At 73.3% G+C, this 19636-nt stretch carries 20 protein-coding genes, 2 tRNA genes and 2 pseudogenes; 16 read left to right on the forward strand and 8 right to left on the reverse strand.

Annotated features, from left to right (window positions below; all coding sequences use genetic code 11):
• Positions 1-178 precede the first annotated feature (178 nt).
• The 4 genes from KBX37_RS12180 (at position 179) to KBX37_RS12195 (ending at position 3234) form a co-directional block, all read left to right on the forward strand.
• Positions 179-778 (forward strand): disulfide bond formation protein DsbA, encoded by a 600-nt coding sequence (locus tag KBX37_RS12180; protein ID WP_247657802.1) that lies wholly within the window; start codon positions 179-181, stop codon positions 776-778.
• A gap of 344 nt (positions 779-1122) precedes the next feature.
• Positions 1123-1422, forward strand: a complete 300-nt coding sequence (locus KBX37_RS12185; protein ID WP_210776016.1) for a hypothetical protein — start codon at positions 1123-1125, stop codon at positions 1420-1422.
• Between the two features lie 70 nt (positions 1423-1492).
• Entirely contained in the window at positions 1493-2695 is a 1203-nt protein-coding gene (locus KBX37_RS12190; RefSeq protein ID WP_154942420.1) for a DUF1015 family protein, read from the forward strand.
• A gap of 71 nt (positions 2696-2766) precedes the next feature.
• Positions 2767-3234 (forward strand): ribose-5-phosphate isomerase, encoded by a 468-nt coding sequence (locus KBX37_RS12195; protein ID WP_154942421.1) that lies wholly within the window; start codon positions 2767-2769, stop codon positions 3232-3234.
• 72 nt (positions 3235-3306) lie between these two features.
• On the opposite strand, the gene KBX37_RS12200 is transcribed toward KBX37_RS12195, so the two are convergent.
• Together KBX37_RS12200 and KBX37_RS12205 are read right to left on the reverse strand one after the other, a co-directional pair.
• Positions 3307-3636, reverse strand: coding sequence for a hypothetical protein (locus KBX37_RS12200; RefSeq protein WP_210776017.1), 330 nt, complete (start codon positions 3634-3636; stop codon positions 3307-3309).
• 46 nt (positions 3637-3682) lie between these two features.
• A pseudogene (locus tag KBX37_RS12205) lies at positions 3683-4916 on the reverse strand (GNAT family N-acetyltransferase).
• A 109-nt stretch (positions 4917-5025) separates the two neighbouring features.
• On the opposite strand from KBX37_RS12205, the gene KBX37_RS12210 reads away from it, so the two are divergent.
• Complete coding sequence (locus KBX37_RS12210) at positions 5026-5565, forward strand: hypothetical protein (RefSeq protein WP_210776018.1); 540 nt, start codon at positions 5026-5028, stop codon at positions 5563-5565.
• A 140-nt stretch (positions 5566-5705) separates the two neighbouring features.
• Here KBX37_RS12210 and KBX37_RS12215 read toward each other — a convergent pair whose 3' ends face one another.
• The 4 genes and pseudogenes from KBX37_RS12215 to KBX37_RS12225 form a co-directional block, all read right to left on the reverse strand.
• Positions 5706-5870: a hypothetical protein gene (locus KBX37_RS12215; protein WP_210776019.1), complete on the reverse strand. Its 165-nt coding sequence runs from the start codon at positions 5868-5870 to the stop codon at positions 5706-5708.
• 177 nt (positions 5871-6047) lie between these two features.
• Positions 6048-7898 (reverse strand): PQQ-binding-like beta-propeller repeat protein, encoded by a 1851-nt coding sequence (locus KBX37_RS35960; protein ID WP_374103731.1) that lies wholly within the window; start codon positions 7896-7898, stop codon positions 6048-6050.
• Positions 7899-7925: 27 nt separating this feature from the next.
• A pseudogene (locus tag KBX37_RS35965) lies at positions 7926-8771 on the reverse strand (Hsp70 family protein); the annotation flags it as partial.
• A gap of 427 nt (positions 8772-9198) precedes the next feature.
• On the reverse strand, positions 9199-9621 hold the full coding sequence (locus tag KBX37_RS12225) for a hypothetical protein (protein WP_210776021.1): 423 nt from the start codon (positions 9619-9621) through the stop codon (positions 9199-9201).
• 224 nt (positions 9622-9845) lie between these two features.
• On the opposite strand from KBX37_RS12225, the gene KBX37_RS12230 reads away from it, so the two are divergent.
• Genes KBX37_RS12230 through KBX37_RS35970 form a run of 4 tightly spaced genes read left to right on the forward strand, consistent with a single transcriptional unit; the run spans position 9846 to position 11917 of the window.
• Positions 9846-11093, forward strand: a complete 1248-nt coding sequence (locus KBX37_RS12230) for a hypothetical protein (protein WP_210776022.1) — start codon at positions 9846-9848, stop codon at positions 11091-11093.
• Positions 11026-11457 (forward strand): hypothetical protein, encoded by a 432-nt coding sequence (locus KBX37_RS12235; RefSeq protein ID WP_210776023.1) that lies wholly within the window; start codon positions 11026-11028, stop codon positions 11455-11457. The genes KBX37_RS12230 and KBX37_RS12235 overlap by 68 nt, the downstream gene beginning before the upstream one ends.
• On the forward strand, positions 11403-11711 hold the full coding sequence (locus KBX37_RS12240; RefSeq protein WP_210776024.1) for a tetratricopeptide repeat protein: 309 nt from the start codon (positions 11403-11405) through the stop codon (positions 11709-11711). Before KBX37_RS12235 ends, KBX37_RS12240 begins: the two co-directional genes overlap by 55 nt.
• Before the next feature lie 44 nt (positions 11712-11755).
• A complete protein-coding gene (locus KBX37_RS35970; RefSeq protein WP_374103732.1) occupies positions 11756-11917 on the forward strand; it encodes a tetratricopeptide repeat protein in 162 nt (53 codons plus the stop codon).
• Positions 11918-12037: 120 nt separating this feature from the next.
• Here KBX37_RS35970 and KBX37_RS12250 read toward each other — a convergent pair.
• A tRNA-Gly gene (locus tag KBX37_RS12250) sits at positions 12038-12111 on the reverse strand.
• A 319-nt stretch (positions 12112-12430) separates the two neighbouring features.
• On the opposite strand from KBX37_RS12250, the gene KBX37_RS12255 reads away from it, so the two are divergent.
• The 7 genes from KBX37_RS12255 to KBX37_RS12285 all read left to right on the forward strand — a co-directional run bounded on the left by KBX37_RS12255 (position 12431) and on the right by KBX37_RS12285 (position 18777).
• A tRNA-Pro gene (locus KBX37_RS12255) sits at positions 12431-12504 on the forward strand.
• 148 nt (positions 12505-12652) lie between these two features.
• Complete coding sequence (gene tig, locus KBX37_RS12260; RefSeq protein WP_210776025.1) at positions 12653-14005, forward strand: trigger factor; 1353 nt, start codon at positions 12653-12655, stop codon at positions 14003-14005.
• A 171-nt stretch (positions 14006-14176) separates the two neighbouring features.
• Positions 14177-14818 (forward strand): ATP-dependent Clp protease proteolytic subunit, encoded by a 642-nt coding sequence (locus KBX37_RS12265; RefSeq protein WP_088960728.1) that lies wholly within the window; start codon positions 14177-14179, stop codon positions 14816-14818.
• Positions 14819-14828: 10 nt separating this feature from the next.
• On the forward strand, positions 14829-15491 hold the full coding sequence (locus KBX37_RS12270; RefSeq protein WP_210776026.1) for an ATP-dependent Clp protease proteolytic subunit: 663 nt from the start codon (positions 14829-14831) through the stop codon (positions 15489-15491).
• A gap of 210 nt (positions 15492-15701) precedes the next feature.
• Positions 15702-16997: an ATP-dependent Clp protease ATP-binding subunit ClpX gene (gene clpX, locus KBX37_RS12275; protein WP_210776027.1), complete on the forward strand. Its 1296-nt coding sequence runs from the start codon at positions 15702-15704 to the stop codon at positions 16995-16997.
• Positions 16998-17106: 109 nt separating this feature from the next.
• Complete coding sequence (locus KBX37_RS12280) at positions 17107-17940, forward strand: EamA family transporter (RefSeq protein WP_210776028.1); 834 nt, start codon at positions 17107-17109, stop codon at positions 17938-17940.
• 39 nt (positions 17941-17979) lie between these two features.
• Complete coding sequence (locus KBX37_RS12285; protein WP_210776029.1) at positions 17980-18777, forward strand: carbon-nitrogen hydrolase family protein; 798 nt, start codon at positions 17980-17982, stop codon at positions 18775-18777.
• A 10-nt stretch (positions 18778-18787) separates the two neighbouring features.
• Here the strand turns inward: KBX37_RS12285 and KBX37_RS12290 are convergent, their stop codons facing one another.
• Positions 18788-19012, reverse strand: coding sequence for a hypothetical protein (locus KBX37_RS12290; protein WP_210776030.1), 225 nt, complete (start codon positions 19010-19012; stop codon positions 18788-18790).
• Positions 19013-19636 lie beyond the last annotated feature (624 nt).

Here is a 19636-nt window from a genome sequence, read left to right on the forward strand (position 1 = left end):
CGGCCGGCCCGAGTCGAGTCTTCCATGCACCGACGCCCCGCGGTGGTCGAGGTCACGCTCTCATTCCGCTACCAGCCGCTGCCCTGCGGGGTGAGGATCGAGGCAGCGGCGCCGGGGCTGCCCGGCGCGTCACCCGTCGCGAAGGGACCTCACCGTGACCGATCGTGTCACCGTCGACATGTGGTTCGATCCCCTGTGCCCCTGGGCGTGGATCACCTCCCGCTGGCTGCTGGAGGTCGAGAAGGTCCGGGACGTGGACATCCGCTTCCACGTGATGAGCCTCTCGGTGCTCAACGAGGGTCGGGACCTGCCCGAGGATTACCAGGAGCTGATGAGGAAGGGCTGGGGCCCGGTACGCGTCTGCGTGGCCGTCGAGCAGCAGCACGGGCAGGAGGCGGTGGCGAAGCTGTACACCGCCATGGGCACCCGGATCCACCTGGGTAAGGAGCAGCTCGGCCCGGAGCTGTTCAAGGCCGCGCTCACCGACGTCGGCCTGGACCCGACGCTGGCCGGCGTCGCCGACACCACCGAGTACGACGAGGCGCTGCGGGCCAGCCACGAGGCCGGGATGCGCCCCGTCGGCACCGACGTCGGCACCCCGGTCGTCCACGCCCCGGGCCCGGACGGCCGCCAGGTGGCCTTCTTCGGCCCGGTGATCACGCCGGCTCCGAAGGGCGAGGCCGCCGGACGGCTCTGGGACGGCGTCCTGCTGGTCGCCGGCACCCCGGGCTTCTACGAGCTCAAGCGCTCGCGCGAGCTCGGCCCGATCTTCGACTGAACCGCGGCCGTCACCCCGGGCCCGCGCGTCCGGTCCCCGGCGACGACTCGGCCCGGGGGCGAGGACGGTGTGGCGCTCCTGTCGAGCTGATGACGTGAACGAATCACCGCGTCGCTGGTCGGTGATTCGTTCACGACATCAGCTCCACAGCGTCCGCGTACCGGGTTCGCCCCTCGAGGGACCCGCTGACCGCGCCGGGCCGCGTCCGACTCCGAAGCTCGTCGCCGTGCCGGCCCCGGGCCGCCGCCGACGTCGCGTCACCCTCCCGGGCACGGTGTCGTTTTTCCGGTTGTCCAGCGCAGCGGCCGCAGCGGCCGCACCCGGCCGACCCGGAGGCTTTCCCGATGGCCAAGCACCGCCGTCCGTCCGCTGACGACCTGTCGACGGGGCAGGAGGTGGCGGACCCCACCACGTACTGGTCGATCGACGACTGCCACTGGCCGACGGTCAGCCCCGAACTCCCCGTCGAGATGGTCGACCTGCTCGCCCCGCCGATCGTGGTCGGCGTCGCCCGGGTCCCGGTCACCTGCCGGGCCACCCCGCCCGGCGCCCCGGGTGGCTCCGCGCCCGCGGGCCGCGGCGCGCCCGTCCCCAACCAGACCGGACGGCACCGCCGCGTCAAGGAGCCGGCCGAGCGGGGATGACCGGTTCATCTGGTGGACCGGCGTGGGGTCCGCGTCGTCCGGGCGGCCGACGCCGGTAGCGTCAACGGGCATGACGGTCGTGCATCCGATCGCCCGGGCCTGGATCACCACTGGCGGCACCGGCGCGCAGAACTACGACGAGTTCGCCGACGACGCGGAGATCACCGCGATCATCGAGGCGAACCCGCACAGTGCCCTCGGCATCGAGATGCCCCACCGGGCGCCGGAGAGCCTCGGCAAGTCCTTCCTCGACGCGCTCGGCGACGCGGTGGCCCGCCTCGCCGAGGCCAAGGCCGACGGCAGCTACACCCCGGCCGAGCAGGTCGTGGTGCTCTACCGGATCAGCGCGCCGGGTGAGGAGTCGGCGTACGGGCTCTTCGCCATGGTGGACACCGACCAGATCTCCACCAGCGCCGACGAGCCCGGCCTGGTCATCCGCAACGAGGACGTCTTCATCGCCAAGGTGCGCGAGCGGGTGGCCCTCGCCGAGGCGCTGGGGCACCTGCTCTCACCCGTACTCCTGCTCCAGACCGGGCGGGGCGACGAGCTGCACGCCGCGCTCGCGGCGGCGACCGAGTCCGCCGGCGCGCCCGCCGCGACCGACACCGACCAGGCCGGCCGGACGCACGCCATCTGGCTGCTCGGCCCCGGCCCGCAGCAGGACGAGCTGACCGCGCTGGCCGGCGGCGGCGAGCTGGTGGTCGCCGACGGCAACCACCGCAGCCTGGCCGCGCAGACCGGCGGCCTGCCCCGCTTCCTGTCGGTGGTCACCACCCCGGCGTCGGTCGCCATCCAGCCCTACAACCGGCTGGTCAGCGAGCTGACCACCACCGGAGACGAGCTGCTCGACCGGCTGCGCGCCGCCGGCGCGACGATCACCCCGATCGACGGGCCGGTCGAGGTCCCGCCGGCCGGCGGCACCGTCCACCTCCGGCTGTCCGGCCAGGGGTACGCGGTCACGCTGCCGCACGACGAGGGCGCCGCCCGGCTGGAGAACCTGGACCACGCGCTGGTCGAGCGGCTGCTGCTGCGCGACGCGCTCGGCCTCGACCCCGGCGACAAGCGGATCACCTACGTCGGCGGCGACTACCCGGCGAGCTGGCTCACCGGCGAGGTCGACGCCGGCCGGGCCGAGCTGGCGATCCTCATCGCCCCGGTGACCGTGGACGACTTCGTCGCGGTGAACCTGGCCCGGGAGAAGATGCCCCGCAAGAGCACCTGGTTCACCCCGAAGGCGCGCGGCGGCCTGGTCGTCGCCGAGCTGCCCCGGTGACGCTGTGACGAATCCGCCCCGGTTCGCCGCCCGCGCGACGTGCCGGGGCGGGGCCTGACAGACTGCGCGGTATGCGCGTCTATCTGGGATCCGACCACGCCGGTTTCGAGTTGAAGGTGCACCTGGCCAACCACCTGGCCAAGCAGGGCTACGAGCTGGTCGACGTCGGGCCGCACGCCTTCGACCCGGACGACGACTACCCGGCCTTCTGCCTGCACACCGGCGACCGGGTGGTCAACGACCCGGGCAGCCTCGGGGTGGTCATCGGCGGCTCCGGCAACGGCGAGCAGATCGCCGCCAACAAGATCGCCGGCGTCCGGGCGGCGCTGGCCTGGAACGTCGAGACCGCCCAGCTCGGCCGGGAGCACAACGACGCCAACGTGGTGGCCGTCGGCGCCCGCCAGCACACCCTGGACGAGGCGACCGCCATCGTCGAGGCGTTCCTCACCACGCCCTTCTCGGGCAACCCGCGGCACTCGCGCCGGATCGCCCAGATGGCCGAGTACGAGCGCACCCGCCAGCTCCCCGAGCTGCCCTGACCGTCGGTTGACCCCGGCCCGCATCGGGCCGGTCCCCGTTCGAGGCCGGCCCGTGCGGGCCGGCCTCAGCCGTCACCGGCCGGAGCGGGGCAGGTCCTCGCGGGGCACCCAGTTGCGGCGGATGATCACCAGCCGGGCCTCCGCCTCGGCCAGGTCCTCGTCGGTCGGCCGGGCGGCGTCCCGGGCCCGCAGTGCCGCGCCGACCCCCACCTGCGAGGAACCGGAACCGACCAGCCCCCGCAGGCCCCGCTCGCTCTCCTCGGCCCCGCCGCCGCGCCCCGCCCGGGGCGCGGGCGTGCCGTCGGGTACCTCGGCCGTGGCCGCCGCGGGGCCGTCGCCGTCCCCGGCCACCCCGTCCGGCTGGTGCCGCAGCCGGCGTCGCCGTCGCTCCGCATCCGCCATCAGCCGACCGTACCGCCCGCACCGGCCCCGGTGGCCCCGCCGGCGCTCAGAAGACCTCCATCGCCCCCGGGGCGGTGCCAGCCGAAGGCCGGGCCGACGGCGGCGAGCGCGCCGGGGCGCAGCACGCGGAGCCGGCCCGTGGCGGCCAGCGCGGCCGGTGCCACGCCGCCGAGGTACAGCTCGCCGAGGCCGCGTACGTCGCAGGCCAGTTCCGCCGGGTCGTCGGTGCGGACGCACGCCGCGCCGGTGGGACCGCCGGTGAGCCGCCAGCGCCCGGTGTTCTCCGGCAGCAGTTCGTCGGTGACGTCGATCACCACGTCGACGGCGGTCGGGTACCGGCGGGCGGCCAGCGCCGCCGGGACGTCCACCACCCGCACCCAGGGCGCGTCGACCAGCTGGGCGCCGAGCCGGCGGGGCTCGTCCACCAGGCGCAGCAGCGGCTCGTCCACGGCGACCCGGCCGCAGGAGAGCTGCCGGGTCAGGTCGACCGAGAAGAGCGTCCGCCACAGCGCCAGGTACGCCTCGGGGTCGGTGGCGACCACCTCGTCCACCCGTACCTGGCCGCGCGGCCCGCGCTGGTCCCACTCCTCCCGGGTCCGCCAGAGCGCGTACCCGTCCACGCCGTCCGGCCCCTCGTGCAGCAACGCCCGGCGTGGGGTCGCCCCGCCCCGCCAGGCGGTCGGGTCGGCCAGCACGTACCGCCACCAGCGCTCGTCCCGGTCCGACCAGCCGGGGCGGTCCGGGCGCACCCGGTCGTACACCCGGGCCAGCTCGGGTTGCGACGCGACCGGGTCGGCCAGGCGGAGGGTGCCCGCCCCGGACGCCGGCTCCGGCAGCCGCAGCTCGGCGGTGGCCGGGCACTCGACGACGAGGCGCTGCGCGGCCAGGCCGTAGCCGAACCGGGGGTAGATCCGTCCCTCGCTGGCCCACAGCACCGCGACCGGCTCCCGGCCGGTGTCGTAGATCTCCCGAAGCTGGCGACCCATCAGCGTGCTGAGCAGGCCCCGGCGGCGGTGGGTGACGGCCACCGCGACCATGGTGACGTGCGCCGCCGCCACCGTCGCCCCGGGGACGGTGAGCGTCCGGGTGAAGGCGGAGGCGTGCGCCACCGGTCGACCCCCGTCACGGACCAGCAGCGACCGGTCCGGCTCGAAGATGCCCCGCTCGGCCTCCCGGGCGTCGGTGTCGAACGCGTTGTGGAACGCGTCACCCATCAGGTCGGCGATCTCGTTGAAGTCGGACGCGACGGGAACCTGCACGTCGGGGACGGGGTGGGTCATCGGCTCTGTCTAGCCCATCGTCGGCGGGGCGGCGACCGATTTGCCGGCTGGCTACCCTCGAAGACGGCGGGCCGGCCGCAGGCCGGCACCGGTCAGGGGAGGACACGAGATGGCAGACCAGACACAACCGTGGGCGGAGCGGACAGTCGAGGTGCCGCCGCAGCCCGGTGTCGGGGTGCCGCCGCAGCGGGACGCGTTCCGCCCCGGCGTCGCCTCCGTCGGGCGGCCGCGCACCCCACGCACCGAGCAGTTCCCCACCGTGGGTGCCGACGAGCACAGCTGGAACGAGCCGGCCGCGCCGCGCCGGCCGATGAGCTGGCACCTGGCGCAGCTGCGCCAGGGCCGCGAGTGGAGCATGGCGGGGGCGCTCTTCGCCTTCGTCTGCTGGGGGATCTGGGCCATCTCCGGGCGGGGCGACCTGGGCGCGCCGCTGCTCACCTTCGTGCTGAGCCTGCTGGTCGCGGTCGGCCTGTTCGCGCTCTCCCGCCTGATCGGGCGGGTGATCTGGGAGCGTCAGCTGGGCCGGATCCGGCGCGGCGCGCGCGGCGCGCACCTGGTGACCGCGATCTTCCTGGTCGGCGTCGGGGTCGCCTACCTTCAGCAGACCGAGTGGGTCGTGTCGGTCTGGAACTTCGTCACCGGCAACTGACGCGTACGTCGCGGGCGGATCGGCCGGGGCCGACCCGCCCGCGCGTCCGGTCGCGGGAGGCCGCGACAACGGGTCGTTCTCCACCAGGCCGGCGCTGCTTACCCCGCCGGCCGCGGTTCATCCGCGCCCGGGTCGCGCCGTCACGCCGTGCCGTGCCCCTCCGCGTCCGCCTTGGGGGAGGCGACCCGGGCCGCCGGGTCCTCGACGCCGGGCTGCCCGCCGTTCGGCGCGACCATGCCGTCGTAGTTGTAGACCGTGCCGTCCTCGCCGTGCTGCTTCGTGGTGCGCACGTAGCGGTGGATCATGCCGTCCAGCTCGATCTCCAGCAGGGCGCTCGCCGCCTGCTGGGTGCTGCCGTCACGGGGCCACCGACCAGGTACGCGTTCGTGTTCGTCTCCATGCCGACTGCCCTACCCAGGGCGAACCGGGGGAAAACGACCCGTCCGCCGGCCGTCCGCCGCAGTGGACCCCGGCCGTGGGGCTCAGTCGTCCCCGGCGAAGCGGTACAGCACGAAGTCCTTCGCCCGGCCGCAGGCGATCACCGAGGCGGTCCACGAGCAGGATTCGCTGCGGACGTCCTTGAGCTCACCCATCTCGAACGGCGACTTTCCGCCCACCGCCATGCCGGCGAGGCTGCGGTCGTCCTCGGCGGTGCTCGGCGGCTCCGCGAAGACCAGCACGTTGCCCGCGTCCAACCGGACCGCCACGCCGTCCCGGTCGGGCAGCACCGCCCTGCCGTCGGCGTCGAAGAGGGTGACGGCGGACTGCGGGGAGTCCCGCCGGGCCACCAGGTGCTCACCGACCGGCACCAGCCCGTCGGCCTCCGGGGCCGCCCAGTGCCGGCTGCCCTTGCCCTCGGTCGCCGCCACCACCTCGGTGCGCGCGGTCTCGCCGTCCGGCACCTCCAGCAGGCAGGCCCGGTGCTCGCCGCAGGCGACCAGCGACTGCGGCCGTCGCCCGTCGTCGGGGGCGGTGTAGAGCACGTCCGGCTCGCCGAGGCTGGCCAGGTCGTACCCGAGAAGGCGGTAACCGCGGTCGTCCTCGGTGACGTACAGCCGGTCGGCGTGCGCTACCACCAGGTCCTCGACGTCGGCCACGTTGGGCCGGCTGCGCAGCACGTCACCGCTGTCCATGTCGATCAGCCGCACCGACCGGTCGGCGCCCACCTGCACCAGCCGGCCGCCGGTACCGAGCCAGGGCGCCGTCGGCGCGCCGGTGACGAACCCGGCACCGCCCAACGCCTCCGGGGTGCTGACCCGCGCCACCCGGGTCCGGTTGCTGCCGTACTCGTCGCGCGGGCTGCCCCGGCGCCACGTCTCGTGGCCGTCGCGCATCCGCAGGCCCACCAGGCGGTCGCCGGTCCGGTCGACCCAGACCACCGTGTCCCGGGTGTAGTGCAGGTCGTCGTCGCCGTGCACGGCGAGCCGCCAGCGTTGGTCGCCGGAGCCGGCGTCGAGCACCAGCAGGTCGCGCGGCGTGCTGTCGCCGGACGCGTCCGCGAGGACCGCGACCCCGCCGGGCAGCGCGCGGATCCCGGCCCACCGCTGGGCGCCCACCGGGGTGGCCTTGCGCCACAGTTCGCCCCCGCTGCCGGTGTCGACCGCCACCACCTCCAGCCGGTCGTCGGCCAGCTGGTGGGCGAGATAGGCGCGGTCGCCGAGGACCGAGGTGAACACGGCGGTCGAGCGCTCCGCGCCGGCCGTCGGCGTGGCCACCACCTCCAGGGTCCGGAACTCCAGCGCCGGGTAGCGGTCCCGGGTCGGCCAGAGCACGGTCGCGGCCAACACCCCGACCACCGCGAGGCCCGCGCCGAGCGCGATCCACAGCCCCCGCCGGGACCGTCCCGGCCCGGTCGGACCGCCGCCGGGCGCCGGCGACACCGGCGGAGCCGAGTGGGGTACGCCCGACCAGCCCGCCACCGTCCCGGCTGCCGGCGACACCGCCCGCCCGGGCAGGTACGGGTCGGGCCGGGTCGGCGCCGGCCGGGGCAGCGTCGCCGCCGTCGCCGTCTTCGCCGCCGGGTCGGCCACCCCCGCCGGGTCGCCGGCGGACCCGTGCGCCGTCGGCGCGTGCCCCGGCGTCCGGTGTGGCGTCGCCGGTGCCTGCCCTGGTGTCTGATGCGGCGTCGCCGGTCGGCCCGGCGTTCCGTGCGCCGCCGCGTCGCCGGGTGACCCGTGCGCCCCTGGCGCGTGCCCTGGTGTCTGATGCGGCGTCGCCGCTCGGCCCGGCGTCCCATGCGGCGCCGCGTGCCCGGGTGCTCCGGGTGCCGCTGCCGGGGCGTGGCCGGGTGCTGCGGCGGCGACCGGTGCCGGCCGGGACTGTGGGCGGGGCATCGGCAGGTCGGTGAGAGCCCCCTCGGCGACCGGCAGCTCGGGCTGTTCCAGCACCGTCGGCGCGATGCCCAGCTCGGCGTGCAGCATCCGGGCCACCAGCGGTATCCGGGACGATCCGCCGACCAGGAAGAGCCCGGCCAGCCGCTCCGGGGTGAGCCCCGCGGCGGCGATCACCTCGCGGGTCTCCGCCACCGCCCGGGCCAGCAGGGGAGCGGCGAGCCGTTCCAGGTCGGCCCGGTCCAGCCGCGCCGCCGTCTCCACCCCCGGTACGGCGACCGGGGCGACGGTGGCCCGCGACAGCATCTCCTTCGCCCCGCGCACGTTGTCCCAGAGCTGCTGCCGGTCCCGCCACTGGGTGGCCGTCTCCGGCGTGGTCAGCCGGGCCCACCGTGCCGGGTCGGCGTCGGCCACCAGCTCCCCGAGCCGGCCCACCAGGGCGGCGTCCAGGTCCAGGCCGCCCAGGTCGGCCACCCCGCCGGTGGAGATCACGGTGAAGCCGGAGTCCCCCCACGGGTCGGCGCCCTCGTTGCGGACCACGGCGACGTCCAACGTGCCGCCGCCGAAGTCGAAGACCGCGACCGCGCCGCCGACCGGCACCGGCCGGCGCAGCACGTCGGTGTAGTAGCGGGCGGCGGCCACCGGCTCCCGCAGCAGGCGGGTCCCGGGCGGGATCGGCCCGGACATGGTGTGCTCGGCGGCCGTGGGCCAGCCGGCGAGCGCCAGGGCCTCGTGCAGCACCTGCCGTCGGGGCGCCTCCCAGGCCGCCGGGTAGGTGACCACCGCCGGGGGCAGGAAGCCGGCCGCCGCGACCGCCGACTCCGCCACCGCGCGCAGGGTCGCCGCCAGCAGCTCCGCCGGGGGGTACGCCCGCCCGCCCAGCGACACGCTCGGCTCGTCCACCCGCCGCTTCGGGTTCGGCTCGTACCCGGCCGGGTCGGCCTGCGCCAGCCGCTGCGCGTCCCGGCCGACGTGCAGCCGCCCGTCGGTGTCGGCGTACACGCCGGAGGGGAGGATCGGCTGGCCGTCGACGAGCAGCGGCCGGGTCCGGCCGTCCGGCCAGCGCAGCACGGCCACGGTGTTGGAGGTGCCGAGGTCGACGCCGAGGGCGAACCCGTCCTGCTGGCCAGCCATCGGTCGATACCTCCACGCCCACGAGTTGCCCGGCCCCGCATCGTACGCAGCCGATGCAGCAGAGCCGATCGACCGCCCGGCCCCGTTTCCCGGTCCGAAACGGAAGTGCGCGACCGAGCGGTGGCGACCACGATGGCCGGACGATCGTGTGCCGGCGCACAGGCTGGGGCTAGTCGAGGAGCCAGTTGTACAGAGTGGTCGACTGCGGGCTCAACCATGCGGCGACCACGGCGGCGGCGAGAATCGTGCTCACCAGCAGGCTGCGCCACCGGGCGGAAGCGGTACGCATCCGGGGCGTGGCCAGCCGGGTGACGGCGACCAGCGCCGTGGCCGCCGCGGCCAGGGGCACCATGCCGATCACGACGACCAGCACCAGCCACACCCCGCTCCACAGTCCCGGCCAGAGGTCGGCGTTGCCGGTGGCCTCGTCACCCTGGCGGGGCAGGTAGAGGTGCCCGGAGAAGGCAGCGGCCCGGCCCAGGGCGACGCCGACGGCGACGACGTACGCGCCGACCAGCAGGAACTGCGTACGGGCCAGGGTGCGCCCCGCTGGGCGCGGTGCGGCGGTCAACCCGAGACCGGGGCTCGTCATGGACGGGATGGTAGGCGGCGAACGCCGCCTCCGTCGTCCCACCGCACCCGGGTGGGGGTCCGGCGCTGCGGTGGGAGCGACCGTGTCCGGGTCGCCGGCTGCCGGCTGGTTCGTCCTCGGGGCAGGGGTTCACGGGACGGTTCGTCGATGGGCAGTCGGTGCGTGGATGCGGTTCAATGACGCAGGGCTTCAGGTGACCAGAGCGTGGCGGAGTGTGATCCACTGTGGCGGTACCGGGTCGACGGCGGTGGTCGGCGTCCTTCGCCGCGGTGGTGTCGGCGGCCGTGCTGACGCTCGGTGTCGTCGTCACCCAGGTGGTCGCCCTGGCGGTGAACGCGGCCAGCGACCAGCAGGCGTGGTGGTGGGGCCTCGACGTCATCCGGCGGTACCCGTTCCCCTCGCTGCTCGTCGGGGCGGTGCTGCTGGTCGTGCTGAGCGCCGTGGCGCTGTCGGTGCAGCGCAGTCGGGCCGCCCGGACCGACCCGTCCCAGGCCGATGCCGGTGCCGACCCAGGTGCGGCGGTGCGGATCGAACAGCCGCGTCGTACCGGGGTGGTCGACGCGCCCATCGGCGAGCTGCCGACGGTGGTCCGTGGTCGCGACGACGTGGTCGTGGACCTGCTGGCGCCGTCCGCCGCGGGACCGTCCCCGGTACGGGTGGTGGCGGGGTTGGGCGGCTGCGGCAAGACGACGGTGGCGTTGGCGGCGGCGCGGGCCGCGCGGGCCGACGGCTGGCGGGTGTGGTGGGTGTCGGCGGTCGACGGCACGGCCCTGGTGGCCGGCATGTCGGCGGTGGCCCGCGAAGCGGGGGCGCCTGCGGAGGAGGTGGCCGCCGCCGGTTCGGACGTGGCCCTGGCGGGGCTGGTGTGGCGGTGGCTGGAGCGGGTGCCGGGCCGGTGGCTGCTGGTGATCGACAACGCGGACGATCCGGCCGTGCTCGCCCCTGCGGGTGCGAGCGTGGCGGGCGGCACCGGCTGGGTGCGTCCGGCCGGCAGCGGGACCGTGGTCGTGACCAGCCGGGTGACCGACGCCCGGGTCTGGGGACACCGGGCCGGCCTCGTCCCCTTAGGCGAGCTGGACGAGCGGTCGGCGGCGCTGATGCTGCTGGACCGGATGGGCCGGGCCGGAGAGGCGGAGTTGATGCCGGCCGCGGTGGCGGTGGCCGACCGGCTGGGACGCCTGCCGCTGGCGGTGCACCTGGCCGGGTCGTACCTCGGCTCCGGGGTCGCCGAAGTGGGGCTGGCCGCCTACCTCGACCTGTTGGCGGCGCGGTCCGTCGGCCTGGTGGACGAGGGCGCGCCGGGTTGGGGGACGCGGGATCCCCGACGCCAGGTGCTCTCGACCTGGGAGATCTCGCTGGACGCGCTGGCGCCAGGGCCGGGTCCGCGCCCGGACGGTGTTGCGGGTGCTGTCCTTCCTGGTGGCGGGTTCGGTGGTGCCGGTGTCGATGCTCGACCTGCGGGTGCTCGGTAGCGCCGGCCTGCTGTCCGGCGGCGACGAGGGGCGCGTCGAGCTGGCGGCGGCGCTGGCGGGGCTGCGGGCCGTGGGCCTGGTGGAGAGCGCGCCGGCCGGCACGACGGGTGGGGACGGGGTGCTGATGCACCCACTGGTGGCCGAGGTGTCCCGGGTGCACGCCGACCGGGAGGGCCGGCGCCGCGCGTTCCTGGCGGCAGCGGCTCGCCTCGTCGTGGCTGGGGACCGGCGACTGCACCCGGCCGATCCGGGCGACCGGGAGGCGTGGCGGTTGCTCGCCCCCACGCGGTGGCGTTGCGGGACGTCGCGGTGCAGCTCGACGCCGACCTGTGCGCGGAGGTGGTGGGGGTCAACAACGGCCTGACCTACCACCTGGTCGCGCGCGGCTCGTACCCGGCCGCCATCGACCACGGGGAGCACGTCGCCGCCACCGCCGCACAGCTGCTCGGGGACGAGCATCCGGACACCCTGAAGGCGCGGAACAACCTGGCCACCGCCTACCAGGCGGCGGGTCGGCTGACCGATGCGATCGCGCTGTCCGAGGCGACGCTCGCCGCCCGGGAGCGGGTGCTGGGGGAGGATCATCCGGCCTGGGTGCGGATCACCCCGACACCCTGACGTCACGGAGCAACCTGGCCTGCGCCTACCAGGCCGAGGGTCGGCTGGGTGAGGCGATCTCGCTGCACGAGGCGACGCTCGCCTCCCGGGCGCGGGTGCTGGGCGAGGATCACCCGGACACCCAGGCGTCCCGGTACAAGCTGGCCCTCGCCTACCGGGCCAGGGAAGAGCACCCGCATCCCGAGGGATCGCCGCGCGGCGACTGACCGGCGGCTCCCGCCGAGTCGTCCGCCCACCCTGAGTACGGCTGGCACGCAAGATTCAGAATGGGGGAGAAGTGAAAGGGTCAGGCACCGCGATCATGCGGCCTGCCTGGGCCTTCGTGGTGGAGCGGGCGACGGGAATCGAACCCGCACCGTCAGTTTGGAAGACTGAAGCTCTGCCATTGAGCTACGCCCGCAGTCGCCCCGCCACGACGGGACGCGCCGACAGCCTACCCGGTCCCCCCACCCACCGCGCACAGGCATATCCACGCGTCCCCTCCCGTGCCCCGCCGCACTTTCCGAGAAAGAGTGGCCTCGCAGCGCCCGGAGGCCACTCTTTCTCGGAAAGTGCGGCCAGGGCGGCCGCCGCCGGCTTTCTCCGAAAGGCGGCCAGGGCGGCCGGCGCCGGGCGGGGCCCGTCGGGGGACAGGGGAGTCCGGTTGGTGGGGGTTCGGCGGGTTGGGGGCCTCCCCGGCACCTCCGCCGGGTACCGACGGCATACACTTCTCGTCGCCACGGGGTGTGGCGCAGCTTGGTAGCGCACTCGCTTTGGGAGCGAGGGGCCGTGGGTTCAAATCCCGCCACCCCGACTGTCGTCCGCCGGCCGGGTCGCCCGGGCCGTCGCCGATTTTTGTCGCGCGGTACCCGGGCGCTGCCGGAGCAGCAGCCCGGCTCGCCTACACTCGATGCGCGCAAACACGCCCAGACTCAAACTGAGATCCGTCAAGGAGTACGCCTGTGAAGAGCACCGTCGAGACTCTGAGCCCGACGCGCGTGCGGCTCGCCATCGAGGTGCCGTTCGTCGAGCTCGAGCCGAGCCTCAGGAAGGCGTACCGGGAGATCGGTTCGCAGGTGCAGGTTCCCGGCTTCCGCCGGGGCAAGGTGCCGACCGCCGTCATCGACCAGCGGGTGGGCCGGGGCACCGTCCTCAACGAGGCGGTGCAGGAGGCCATTCCGCAGAACATCCTCGCGGCGGTCCGTGAGCACGACCTGAAGACCCTCGGCCGCCCGGAGGTCGAGATCACCGAGTTCAACGACGGTGACTCGCTCAACTTCACCGCCGAGGTCGACGTCCGCCCGGAGATCACCCTGCCGGACCCGGCCACCGTCGAGGTGACCGTGGACGAGCTGCAGATCGACGACAGCGAGATCGACGAGCAGGTCAAGAGCCTGCGCGAGCGGTTCGCCACCCTCAAGACGGTCGAGCGGGCCGCCCAGGAGGGCGACTACGTCCAGATCGACCTGAACGCCACCGTCGACGGCGAGGAGGTGCCGGGCGGCTCGGCCAGCAACATCTCGCACGAGGTCGGCAGCAAGCAGCTCCTGCCGGGGTTGGACGAGGCCGTGGTCGGCCTCGCCGCCGGCGAGAGCACCACCTTCACCACCCAGCTCGTGGGCGGCGACTTCGCCGGCCGGGACGCCGAGGTGGCGGTGACCGTCCGCACGGTCAAGGAGAAGGAGCTGCCGGAGCTGGACGACGACTTCGCCCAGATGGCCAGCGAGTTCGACACCATCGCCGAGCTCCGTGACGACCTGAGCGAGCGGGTCACCCGGGGCAAGCGGGTCGAGCAGATCTATGCCGCCCGGGACAAGGCCCTGGAGCAGCTCGTCGCGGCCGCCGAGGTGCCGGCGCCGGAGGGTGTCGTCCGCGAGGAGGTCGAGAGCCGCAAGGCGGCGATGATCGACCAGCTGGAGCGGATCGGCGCCTCGCTGGAGGAGTACCTCGCCGCCGAGGAGAAGACCGAGGAGCAGATCGACGCCGAGCTGAACGAGGCGGCGACCGAGGGCGTCAAGATCCAGCTCCTGCTGGACACGCTGGCCGACGCCGAGGACGTCCAGGTCTCCGACGACGAATTCGGCCACGAGATCGTCCACCGCGCGCAGCGGGCCGGCATGGCGCCGCAGCAGTACTACGACCAGCTGGTGCGCTCCGGCGCGGCCGCCGCCGTCTTCGGTGACGTGCGTCGCGGCAAGGCCCTCGCGGCGGTCATGGAGAAGATCAAGATCAAGGACACCGCCGGCAACGAGGTCACCCTCGAGGCGCTGCGGGCCGAGAGCGAGCAGGCGCACGAGCACGACCACGAGCACTGATCTTCCCCGGTAGGCCGCCGTCCGCCCGTGCGGTGGACGGCGGCCGAAACCGTTTTCCGGGTCCGTCGGAGGCACAACTGCGCTGAGAGCGAACAGTGCCCCGACCGGGAGTCGATCACCCGGCTGAGCGGTTAGTGTCGGGGAGGACGGTACGGAGAGCGAAGGGCTGCCATGACCGACATGCACATCCCCAAGAAGTCGCTCCGGGCGATCGAGGCCCGCGGTGGCGACTCCATTGGCAACCTCGACGACTCGGTCTACAACCGGTTGCTCAAGGAGCGGATCATCTTCCTGGGCAGCGAGGTGACCGACCAGGTCGCCAACCGCATCTGCGCGCAGCTGCTGCTGCTCGCGGCGGAGGACCCGGACCGCGACATCAACCTCTGGATCAACTCGCCGGGTGGCTCGGTCTACTCCGGCATGGCGATCTACGACACCATGCAGTTCATTGACAACGACGTGTCGACCGTGGCGATGGGCATGGCGGCCTCCATGGGCCAGCTGCTGCTCTGCGCCGGCACGAAGGGCAAGCGGTACGCCCTCCCGCACGCGCGGATCATGATGCATCAGCCGTCCGGTGGTCTCGGCGGCACGGCCTCCGACATCGCGATCCAGGCCGAGCAGATGCTCTACACCAAGCGGATGTTCCAGGAGCGGGTCGCGCACCACACCGGCCAGAGCCAGGCGCAGATCGAGGCGGACTCGGACCGGGACCGTTGGTTCACCGCCCAGGAGGCCATGGACTACGGCTTCATCGACAAGGTGATCATCGGGGCCGCTCAGGTTCCGGATGGCGCCGGGACCCTGAGCTGAGGAGCTGACGATGACCGATCTGAGCCTGCCGCCCCAGTTCGCGGCCGTGCACAACCGCTACGTCCTGCCGTCGTTCGTCGAGCGCACGTCGTACGGGGTCAAGGAGTCCAACCCGTACAACAAGCTCTTCGAGGACCGGATCATCTTCCTCGGCGTCCAGGTGGACGACGCGTCCGCCAACGACGTGATGGCGCAGCTGCTGACGCTCGAGGGCACCGATCCGGACCGCGACATCATCATGTACATCAACTCGCCGGGTGGCTCGTTCACCGCGATGACGGCGATCTACGACACCATGCAGTACGTCCGTCCGGACATCTCCACCGTCTGCCTGGGTCAGGCGGCCAGCGCGGCGGCGGTCCTGCTGTCGGCCGGCACCCCGGGCAAGCGGATGGCGCTGCCGAACTCGCGGATCATCATCCACCAGCCGGCCACCGAGGGCGGCTACGGGCAGGGCTCGGACATCGAGATCCAGGCCCGGGAGATCCTGCGGATGCGGACCCAGCTGGAGGACATGCTCTCCCGGCACTGCAACCGCCCGATCGAGCAGGTCCGCAAGGACATCGACCGGGACAAGATCATGACGGCCGAGGAGGCCAAGGAGTACGGGCTGGTCGACACGATCCTGACCAGCCGCAAGAAGGGTCTCCTGGCGGCCCAGGCCGCTACCTGAGCAGTACCGGGTCGGAGGTCGGTCGGAGCGTCGTTTCCGGCCGACCTCTGACACACCCGTTTTGGGGGTCGGAGAAACCTCCGTCAGCGGGTAACGTCGGTTCCGTACCGCTGGGCGGGTCGGGCCGGCGGCAGGGATCGAGACGGACGGGCGCGCGGCGCCCGCAGGTCAGGGCCGGCGTTCCGGCCGACGAGTGCAGGGAGAACGTAGGTGGCACGGATCGGTGACGGCGGCGACCTACTGAAGTGCTCCTTCTGTGGCAAGTCGCAGAAGCAGGTCAAGAAACTCATCGCGGGCCCCGGGGTCTACATCTGCGACGAGTGCATCGATCTCTGCAACGAGATCATCGAGGAGGAGCTGGCCGAGTCCGGCGAGGTGAAGTGGGAAGAGCTTCCCAAGCCGATGGAGATCTGCCAGTTCCTCGACAACTACGTCGTCGGTCAGGACCAGGCCAAGAAGGCGCTCGCCGTCGCGGTCTACAACCACTACAAGCGGATCCAGGCCGAGGCGGCCGGCGCGCCGGGTTCCGGCAGCGACGCCGTCGAGCTGGCCAAGTCCAACATCCTGCTGCTCGGCCCGACGGGTTGCGGCAAGACCCACCTGGCGCAGACGCTGGCCCGGATGCTGAACGTCCCGTTCGCCATCGCCGACGCCACCGCGCTGACCGAGGCCGGGTACGTCGGCGAGGACGTGGAGAACATCCTCCTCAAGCTGATCCAGGCCGCGGACTACGACATCAAGCGCGCCGAGACCGGCATCATCTACATCGACGAGGTCGACAAGATCGCCCGTAAGTCGGAGAACCCGTCGATCACCCGGGACGTCTCCGGCGAGGGTGTCCAGCAGGCGCTGCTGAAGATGCTGGAAGGCACGGTGGCCAACGTGCCGCCGCAGGGCGGGCGCAAGCACCCGCACCAGGAGTTCATCCAGATCGACACCACCAACGTGCTGTTCATCTGCGGTGGCGCCTTCGCCGGGCTCGACCAGATCATCGAGGCCCGCACCGGCCACGGCGGCACCGGCTTCGGCGCCCGGCTCCGGTCGGTCTCCGAGCGGTCGACCGACGACATCTTCAGCCAGGTGATGCCGGAGGACATGCTCAAGTTCGGGCTGATCCCCGAGTTTGTCGGCCGGCTGCCGGTGATCACCAACGTGCGCAGCCTGGACCGCTCCGCCCTGGTCCGGATCCTCACCGAGCCGCGCAATGCACTGGTCAAGCAGTACCAGCGACTCTTCGAGCTGGACGGGGTCGAGCTGGAGTTCGACGAGCCGGCGCTGGAGGCGATCGCCGACCAGGCGATGCTGCGCGGCACCGGTGCCCGTGGCCTGCGCGCCATCATCGAGGAGGTCCTGCTCTCCGCGATGTACGAGGTGCCGAGCAACCCGGACGCCGCCCGCGTGCTGATCACCCGCGAGGTGGTCCTGGAAAACGTCAACCCGACCATCGTCCCGCGGGAGTTCACCGGCCGCCGGGCCCGCCGGGAGCGCGAGGAGAAGTCCGCCTGACCGGCGCACCACACTGACGACGACGGCACGGCCACCACCGGTGGCCGTGCCGTCGTTCGGTACGGGATCACACTGGCCGGGTCCGCCCGTCGTCTGGTAGGACCGTTCGATGTTCCCCATCATGCTCGCGGCGGTGTCCGCGGTCGCCTTCGGCACCGCCGACTTCTCGGGCGGCAAGGCGTCCCGCCGCGCCGACCCGGTCGCCGTCACCGTGGTCTCCCAGGTGTTGAGCGTGCCGCTGCTGCTCCTGCTGGTGCTGGTGGTACCCGGCACCCCCACCGCCGTCGACCTGGCGTGGGGGCTCGGTGCGGGCGTCGCCGGCGCCGCCGGGGTGATGCTGCTCTACCGGGCCCTCGCCGCCGGGATGATGGCCGTGGTGGCGCCGGTCACGGCGATCACCGCCGCGGTGGTGCCGATCATCGCCGGGCTGCTGACCGCCCGCTGGCCCGGCACCCTCGCGCTCTGCGGTGCGGGGCTGGCCGTGCTCGCCGTCGCCCTGGTCAGCCTCGGCGAGGGTGGCGCGCGCGGCGCGGTGTCCACCCGGATGATCTGGCTGGCCCTCACCGCCGGGGCGCTCTTCGGCGTCTTCTTCGCCCTGCTCGGCCAGGCCGGTCCGGCCGCCGGAATGTGGCCGGTGCTGGCGCTGCGGCTCAGCTCCATCGTCTTCGGTGTCGCGCTCGCGGTCGGCACCGGCGTACGCCTGCGGATCGGTCCGCGGGTACTCGGCTGGGCGGCCGCCGCCGGCCTGCTCGACAGCGCCGCCAACGCGCTCTACCTGGCCGCCGCAGCTCGTGGCCACCTGAGTGTGGTCGCCGCGATCGCGGCGCTCTACCCGGCCAGCACCGTGCTGCTCGCGCTGGCGGTGGACCGGGAACGGCTCCGGCCGGTGCAGCTGGCCGGTCTCGGGTTCGCCGCCGGCGCCCTGGTGCTCGCCAGCGTCTGACGCTGTCCCCGGCCGTCGTCCGCCCGTACCCTCATCTTCATGCGCGTCGCCGTCTGCCAGCTCAACGCCCGCGACGACCGGGCGGCCAACCTGGCCGCCGCCGAGGCCCTGCTGGTCAGGGCCGCCGCGGCCGGCGCGGATCTCGCGGTCCTCCCGGAGTACGTCGACTACCTCGGCCCCGCCAAGGCGATGCCGGAGCCGGAGCCGGTGGACGGCACGGTGGGCACCTTCTTCGCCGGCGTCGCCGAGCGGCTCGGCATCTGGGTGGTGGCGGGCTCGTTCCACGAGGCCGGCCCGGATCCGGCGCACACCTGGAACACCTCCCTGGTGTTCGACCGCTCCGGCGCGCTCGCCGCCAGCTACCGGAAGATCCACCTGTACGACGTGGAGATCCCGGGGCGGGTGTCGTACCTCGAATCGGCGACGGTCGCCCCCGGCGACCAGCCGGTGGTGGTCGACGTCGAGGGTCTGCGGGTCGGTCTGTCGATCTGCTACGACCTGCGTTTCCCCGAGCTCTACCGGCTGCTGGCCGTCGACGGGGGAGCGCACCTGCTGGTCGTGCCGGCCGCGTTCATGATGCACACCGGCCGGGACCACTGGGAGGTGCTGCTGCGGGCGCGGGCCATCGAGAACCAGTGCTTCGTGGCCGCCGCCGGTCAGATCGGCGACCACGAGCCGGAGCGAACCTGCTTCGGGCGCAGCATGGTGGTCGACCCCTGGGGGACGGTGCTCGGTCAGGTGCCCGACGGCCCCGGGCTGAGCGTGGTCGACCTGGACCTCGACCGGCTGCACACCATCCGTACCGAGCTGCCCAGCCTCGCCAACCGGCGGCTCTGAGCGCCGGTCATCACTGGACGAGTACGCCGATCACGGTCAGGCCGACGATCGCCGCGGCGGTGACGAGCAACGCGGTGGTCATCCGGGACCGGCCGCGCCGGGCCAGCCGGGCGGTGGAGAGGACGACGACGGCGAGCACGACCGCGGCGATCACCAGCTGCCAGAAGGGCGCCAGGAGTCCGAGCAGCGCCTCGTCGGCGAGGGTGACCGCCGGGGATCGGGACACGGGATCCATGGCAGCCACTCTGGCACGCCGCCGGCCGGCCGGCGCGCCGATCCGATCGGGTACGCCGGCGGGGCGCCGGACCGCACGCCGGATCCGCCAATGACGATCATTGATTTGCCTTCTCCGGGCCAGTCCGCGTAACTTTCTCTCTGCACGCGGGAGGCCGGACAAACCGGCCGAGAGCGGGCACCAGGCTCGTGGTGGAGACGCCGAGCGAGGCTGGGGCGCGGGCGGTGCGAGACACCCCGGAAGACGGGGTTGCGATCGCGAGACCGACCGGGTAGAGTTCGAAAGCCGGCAGGGAGCCGGGCGGGTGGCCGCGAAGCGGCGATCGGCCGGTCTGCCGACTTCCCACGACAGAAACGACCACCGGATACGGTGAGCGTCAGCGTGGACCGGGCCGTACCAAGTTGATCGCCTCAAACACGAGGTTGACAGCGAAAGTCGGGCCGAGTAAGTTAGAGAGGTTGCCCCGGACGGGGGTTCCACGGTGTGGAGCTTTCGGATGGTGTGTGGTTGTTCTTTGAGAACTCAACAGGGTGCTTGAAAAGCCAGTGCCAATTATGATTTATACCCCGGACTGGCAGTTCTTCTTCGGGAGTGCTGTTGGTTGGGATTCCTTTGGCAACACTT

The organism is Micromonospora sp. U56, assembly GCF_018070095.1.
In the GTDB taxonomy this organism is placed as follows: Bacteria; Actinomycetota; Actinomycetes; order Mycobacteriales; family Micromonosporaceae; genus Micromonospora; species Micromonospora purpureochromogenes.